This window comes from Flavobacterium undicola (assembly GCF_009909155.2).
In the GTDB taxonomy this organism is placed as follows: Bacteria; Bacteroidota; Bacteroidia; order Flavobacteriales; family Flavobacteriaceae; genus Flavobacterium; species Flavobacterium undicola.
Genome location: NZ_JAAAPM020000056.1, coordinates 1 through 7,695, shown reverse-complemented (window position 1 = coordinate 7,695; position 7,695 = coordinate 1). Strand labels below are relative to the sequence as shown.

Annotated in this window: 3 protein-coding genes; 1 reads left to right on the top strand and 2 read right to left on the bottom strand. The window is 36.0% G+C overall.

Features of this window, described 5'->3' with window-relative positions; genetic code table 11:
• The first annotated feature begins 233 nt into the window (after positions 1-233).
• Entirely contained in the window at positions 234-4,874 is a 4,641-nt protein-coding gene (locus tag GTZ96_RS17850) for a LamG-like jellyroll fold domain-containing protein (RefSeq protein ID WP_161645257.1), read from the top strand.
• A 47-nt stretch (positions 4,875-4,921) separates the two neighbouring features.
• Here the strand turns inward: GTZ96_RS17850 and GTZ96_RS17845 are convergent, their stop codons facing one another.
• Entirely contained in the window at positions 4,922-6,475 is a 1,554-nt protein-coding gene (locus GTZ96_RS17845; protein WP_161645256.1) for a glycerol-3-phosphate dehydrogenase/oxidase, read from the bottom strand.
• A 150-nt stretch (positions 6,476-6,625) separates the two neighbouring features.
• The coding region (locus GTZ96_RS17840) for an MFS transporter (protein ID WP_161645255.1) at positions 6,626-7,695 on the bottom strand (1,070 nt) is incomplete at its 5' end.

Genomic DNA, 7,695 nt, shown 5'->3' with positions numbered 1-7,695 from the left:
TTTGCAAGCTTCATCATTTGGCAATTCTTTTATAAAGTTTAGTATGCTTTGTCCTTCAAATACTTCCATAACGACTGTTTTTAAAGACATAAAAATACAGAAACTAAATGACTAACTCAATAAATTTTATTACAAACCAACAATCTATCAAAACAGGCAGAACAGGACAGGACAGGATGATAACAAAGTATTAAAGCAATAGTTTTGAAATAACCAACCTTAACTATTTATTTATGAAATTTAAAACTTTACTTTTTAAACAAGTTCCAAAAGCATTAATGATTTGCGGACTTGCATTAAGTTCCGGGAATATAAGTTCCCAAACATTAGCCTTCCCAGAAGCTACGGGATTTGGCAGGTACACAACTGGAGCAAGAGGAGTTGCTAATCCTCAAATTTATTTCGTGACCAATTTAAATGACAGCGGTGCTGGTTCGTTTCGTGACGCAGTTAGTCAAGAAGGCCGATTTGTAATTTTTAAAGTTGGAGGGATAATCAACACCCTATCTCAAATTGTGGTAGCCAAAAACACAACCATTGCAGGACAAACGGCTACTGGTGAAGGAATTGTTCTTTTAGGCGCAAAGGTGACATTTACAGGCTCAAACAATACTATAGCCCGATATCTTCGTATTCGTTATGGAACCACAACTCAAGGTCAAGACGCATCAGGTATTGCAAATGGTGCAAACATGATTTTTGACCACATGTCTTTTACCTGGGGTACTGATGAAGTGTTTTCTATTAACTGGGATAGTAAAGGCACAAGTCCTGACAATATAACGATTCAGAATTCTATCATAGGCCAAGGATTACACCGTCACAATCACTCTGCTGGAGGATTGATGCAACCTCCCACAGGCGGAAAGATAAGTTTAATTGGAAATTTATATATCTGCAACAAAACTCGTAACAACAAGATAAAAGGAATTAATGAGTTTGTAAACAACGTGGTTTACAATTGGGGTAATTATAATAATACTTATGGACATGCCGAATCTGGAGACGCCTACATTATGGGTGGAGATTCTGCAGGAAGTTCAGATGTAAATATTATCAATAATTATTTTATTGGAGGACCAAACACAAGTAGTTCAGTTACTACACCTTTTAACAGAGGAAATGACAATTTCTCTTTATATGGTGCGGGCAACTATTTTGACAATAATAGAAATGGGGTGTTAGATGGTACTTTAGTTCCTCAAGATTTAACAGGATATCCTACTGGAGACATAGCAACGATTAAATCAGCTCCTTATGATTATCCAATGAAAAACACATCCCTGACAGCTCAAGATGCTTACACTAAAATTATATCAGGAGTAGGAGCATCGTACCCGAGACGTGATCAGGTAGAGAATTTAATGATTTCCGATTTGATGTCTAAAGGGACAACTGCTACCTATGTTTATGTTCAAACCGATTTAACATCAAAGTTTGGTTTTATTAACGGTGGAGCAGGACATGTTTATGGAGCTCCAGCTCCTTTAGATACTGATAATGATGGTATGCCGGATGCTTGGGAAGATACAAATGGCTTGAATAAAAACAACAGTGCCGATGCTTTAACTGTAAGTACAACAAACGCACCTTATTTAAATATTGAAGTATACATTAATGGTTTAACAAATCAAACACCTCCTGATTTTGTTATCCCGCCAACTTCGATTACTTTCAACGCTAGTTCAGTTGAAATCCCAACTCCTTCAAGTAAGATTATTTTAAACTGGAAAGACAATTCAGATAACGAAACTAATTTTGTAATTGAGCGTTCAATCGATGGAACAAATTATACACAAATTACGCAAGTAGCTGCAAATGTAACTACATACACTGATAATAATTTAATTCCAAATACTAAATACTATTACCGTATTAAAGCAACAACTACAACTGAATCTTCCAGTTATAGTGATGTAAATTCCCTTACCACACCAGCTATTCCTTCAGCCCCTACAAAAGCAGCTACTCCTACTCCTACAACAGGAATGAATACAGTAGACTTAGTAAATGGCACTTTAGCTTTAAAATGGACAGGTAGTGCAAATACAACAACTTATTCTGTTTATTTTGGAACTGATCCTGCTAACTTAACAAAATTAGGTGATATAGCTTATGTTGCAGCTCCAAGCTATTCACTTACAGGTTTAAGCCCGGCAACAATCTATTACTGGAGAATTGATGCTACTAATGCCAAAGGAACTGTGACTGGAGATGTATGGAACTTCAGCGCTCAAAAAGCAGAACTGATTGGTCATTGGCCATTTAAAGAAGTGGCAGGTGAAGGCGAACAAATTGCAGATATATCTGCTTATGCTAATGATGGTCAGTTAGATGCTGCTTTCGACAAAGCTACTGTTAGGGTAGCCGGAAAAGCTAATAATGCTATAGATTTTTCAACATTTTTACCAAATAAGCAGATGGTGACTATCCCTCATCAGGACAATCTTTTATTCGATAAAAATTCATTTTCTGTTTCTTTTTGGATGAAGGCTGATGCTAGTCAATTACCAGCTACTTCAACTTTGAGTTCTTATATATTATGCAAAGGCTCGATTACAAAAAACACTACAACAGGTGCAACAGGTAAAAGATTTGATGTAGAAATTAAAAATAATCAATTCCGATTTGCTATAGATGATGATAAAGTAAAAACAGAACTTACATCAACATTAGCTGCTACTAAATATTATACCGGAGATTGGGTACATGTAGTTATCATGCGAGATGTTACTGCGAAAAAATTAAAATTATATACTAATGGTGTTTTCACGAATGAACTAGCTGATGGAACAGGAACAGCTGTAGGTATTGGCGAGCCAACTGATTTAGTAGTTGGTAATATTGGAGTACTCGAGTTGTATGCTAATACTACTCCTGCTCCTTACAAAGGAAAAATAGATGAGTTAAAAATATTTAACTACGCTTTATCAGCTGCAGAAGTTGCAGCGATATACAACACAACCTTAATTAATTCGCCATCTAATGTAACATTCGAGACGAATATTATAGCAACGCCAACTCCATCAAGTATAGTAACTTTAAAGTGGAATGACAATTCGAACAACGAAGCTAATTTTATAATTGAACGTTCATCTGACGGGCTCTCTTTTGTACAAATAGCAGAAGTTGGAGCTAACACAGCTACTTACACCGATACAAATTTAATTGCTAATACCAAATACTATTACCGATTAAAAGCAACTAATAAAACTGATTCTTCATCATATTCAGAAATATTTAATGTAACAACACCAACTGATACTGATAATGACGGTTATTCCAACACTAATGATTGCAATGATAATGATGCTACCGTACATACGCCTATTCTATATTATGTAGATGCAGACAAGGACGGATTTGGTTCGACTACAACAGCGATGTTATGTTCATCAGTAGCTCTGGAAGGATATGCTACAAACAATACCGATTGTAATGATAATGACACGACTGTTCATGAACTTAAACTATATTATGTAGACACAGACAAAGACGGATTTGGTTCGACTGAAACAGCGATGTTATGTTCATCAGTAGCTCCGGAAGGATATACTACAAATAATACCGATTGTAATGACAATGATATAACTGTTCATGAACCAATACTGTATTATGTAGATGCGGATAAGGATGGATTTGGTTCGACTGAAACAGCGATGTTCTGTTCATCAGTAGCTCCGGAAGGATATGCTACAAATAATACCGATTGTAATGACAATGATGCAACTGTCCATGAACCTAAACTATATTATGTAGATACAGACAAAGACGGATTTGGTTCGACTGAAACAGCGATGTTCTGTTCGTCAGTAGCTCCGGAAGGATATACTACAAATAATACCGATTGTAATGACAATGACACAACCGTTCATGAACCTAAACTATATTATGTAGATGCGGATAAGGATGGATTTGGTTCGACTGAAACAGCAATGTTCTGTTCATCAGTAGCTCCGGAAGGATATGCTACAAATAATACTGATTGTAATGACAATGATACAACTGTTCATGAACCAATACTGTATTATGTAGACAAAGACAAAGACGGATTTGGTTCGACTGTAACAGCGATGTTATGTTCATCAGTAGCTCCTGAAGGATATGCTACAAATAATACCGATTGCGACGATAGTAAAATATTATATGCAGATAACGATGGCGACAAACTTGGTAGTGGTGCTCCAGTAGCTTGTGGTGTAGAGAACAATGATGATTGTGATGATTCAAATGCTATCCCACTGACTACTTCAATTCCTAATGTTTATAGTATTAACAATACACAGGAAAAAAACACAATCTATGTTGGTTATGGCTCTTCTTTGCTGCCAATCAAAGTTATTCCTGCAGGAGGAACAGCACCTTACTCTTATATGTGGAGCACAAATCAAACGACTCAGACTATATCTATAGCAACAGCTGGAACCTATACTGTAATAATAACTGATGCCAAGGGCTGCCAAACTTCAGCTTCTATAGATGTTAATGCAATAAATGTACAATGTGGCAACTCAGGTGATAAAGTTATGGTTTGTCATAACGGTCAGGAAACTTGTATCAGTCCAAATGCAGTTCAGGCTCATCTGAATCACGGAGATAAACTGGGAAGTTGCAATAATACTCCTGCGGCTAGTATTGTTGAAAATGTTACGGTTTTTCCTAATCCGGTTGTGACAATTCTAAATGTTAAAGTAGATAATGTTTATGATGGAGCAGAACTTGCGCTCTATAATATTTTAGCAAGCAAAGTCAAATCAGAACCTTTAACAAGCACTATGCAACAAATGTTTATGAGTGATTTAAACAAAGGAATCTACTTTTTACATGTTAAGAATGGAAAACATTATACAATAAAAGCTATCGTTAAGAAATAACTTTTTTCAAAAGCAAAAGCCGACTCTAAAAATTTAGAGTCGGCTTTTTACTTTATCAAATAACCTTGAGCTAATTTCTGAAAAGTAGCAACTTGCTCTTGCTCCCATTCTGTGTTTTTTTCTAACAAAGAAGCCATAATACCAGCTACAATTGGCGCAGCTTCCATTGCTGCTCTGGCATCCAGAAAAAGCAATCTGATTCTTCTTGCCAAAACATCTTCAACAGTTAAAGCCATTTCGTTTTTTACCGCCCATACTACTTCTGCCTTTGTATACGAATATGACCGATGGATTTTTTCAGATAAAGAAACATCTGCAGCAATCATTTCTTGAATCAAATGAGCATCCGAACCATAAATAGCTAAATCAAGAATCACTTTTTCCTTTGTATAGCCATGAATTCTTAAGTGCCTTGTTTTACAACGAACAAATTTTAAATCCGAAACTTGTATTGCCTTATTGATGGTTTGTTCGGCCATTTTTCGATACGTAGTCCACTTGCCTCCTGTTACATAAATCAAACCCGAAGGAAGCACTTTGATACTATGTTCTCTTGACAACAAAGCTGTTTTTTTCTCAGAACCTACTTTTACCAACGGACGCAAACCCACAAAAACACTATTAACATCAGCATAATCAATTTTATTTTTAGAATATTTATTAAAATGATTAATGATAAAATGAATTTCCTCTTCTAATGGTTTTGGTTCCAACACGACTTCTTTAACGGGAGTATCAGTAGTACCCAATACCAATTTATCATGCCAGGGAATTACAAACAAAACCCTGCCATCAGACGTTTTAGGAATCAACATAGCTGATAAACCCTTAAAATAAGACCTATTCAATACCAAATGAATTCCTTGCGAAGGCGCAATAGTTACTTCTGCATGTCCTTCCGATTTTTGCAAAATTGCATCAGCAAAAACACCGGTTGCATTAACAACTACTTTCGCCTTAATAGTATATTCTTGATTTGATAATTCGTCTTTTGCTTTTAAACCAATTATCTTATTGTCCTTTTTAATAAAATCAGTAACCGCACAATAATTCAACACTAATGCTCCATGTTCAATTGCGGTTTGAGCCAAATTAATAGCCAATCGACTATCATCAAATTGCCCATCATAATATAAAACGCCTCCTTTTAAGTTGGTCGAATCTAAATCCGGCAAATGCTTTAAAGTCTCATTTTTAGAAAGGACTCTTGTTTTACCCAAACTGAATTTAGCCGATAAAAATTCGTAAATCCTCAGACCAAAACCATAATAGCATTTGTCCCACCATTTATAAACAGGTACCACAAAACCTAATTTATGACAAATATGCGGTGCATTTCTCAACATTCGGCCACGCTCCAACAAAGCCTCACGAACCAAATGAATATTGCCTTGTGCCAGATACCTCACTCCACCATGAACTAATTTTGTAGATCTACTGGAGGTTCCTTTAGCAAAATCGAACTTCTCTAAAAGTAAAGTTTTATATCCGCGACTTGCAGCATCAACGGCACAACCAAGACCAGTTGCTCCTCCTCCAATTATTACAATATCAAATTCGTTATTTTCACGAAGTTGTTTTAATTTTTCTTCTCTATTCATCAAAAAAATAACTTTAGACTTGGAGCTGTATTTTACAACTACAAATCTAAAGTTAATTTATTTATTGCTGCCTCTATAAATTCTAAAGAAATACTTTTAAAACAATTCAAAAGCTAATCCAAGGAATCTATTAATACTTCATTAAAAAAATTAATGCCCTCCACTGATTTTAGTGTCAAAATCGATGCCTTGACGTCTTAAAATCCCACTTACTTTCCAGGCATAAAAACCCAAATAAGAAAAACATAAAACACCAACAATATAACTAGCTTGAATACCAATGCTATCAGATACAAAACCCTGCAGCCAACTGATAATTCCACCACCACAAATCATCATAATTAGAAAACTGCTTCCCTGGCTGGTGTATTTTCCTAATCCGCTTACTGCCAGAGTAAAAATACAAGGCCATAGGGTACTACAAAACAAACCAACGCTAGTGAAAGCATACACACTTACAATTCCGGTGGTTCCTATTCCAGTAAACAAGGCTACAATTCCCAGAGAAGAAAAAATCAGCAACATTCGGGCAGGATTTCCTTTGCTTGCCATATCAGCAGCAATCAAAACAAGGATAATTAATCCATAGATATAAAATGGAGTTAAATCATGATTGGCAATAGCATTTACAACTAAAAAAACGCCAAACGCCAAATAAGGGGCAATGAACCGCAGCATTTTTTGAACACTAACAACATCAGTAAAAGCTTCTACAGCTCCTGTCCAACGGCCTATCATTAAACTTGCCCAATACAATGAAATGTAAGGAGCGATATCACCAATGGCAAACCCCAATTCGGTTTCCATATAAGCCGGTAAATTACTGGCTGTAGATACCTCAACACCAACATATAAAAATATGGCAAGCATCCCTAAGAGTAATTGTGGGTAATTTAAAGCGGAATTTTTGGAGGAAGTAGTATCAGCAGTAGATTCTTCAATTGTTTCAGGATGTTCCGGCAAGGATGAAAATTTCAGCAAAACTGCCACAATCAAAAAAGCTAATCCCAATATCAAGTAAGGTATTCTAATACTTTCTACACTCAATTCAGTATTCCCAGATACAGAAGAACCAAAAATAGCAAAACTTACAATTAAGGGGCCAATGGTGGTTCCGAAATTGTTAATTCCTCCCGCCAATGTCAATCGTTGAGATCCTGTTTTTATTGGTCCCAAAGCAATTGCCAATGGATTGGCAACGGTTTGTTGCAAAGAAAATC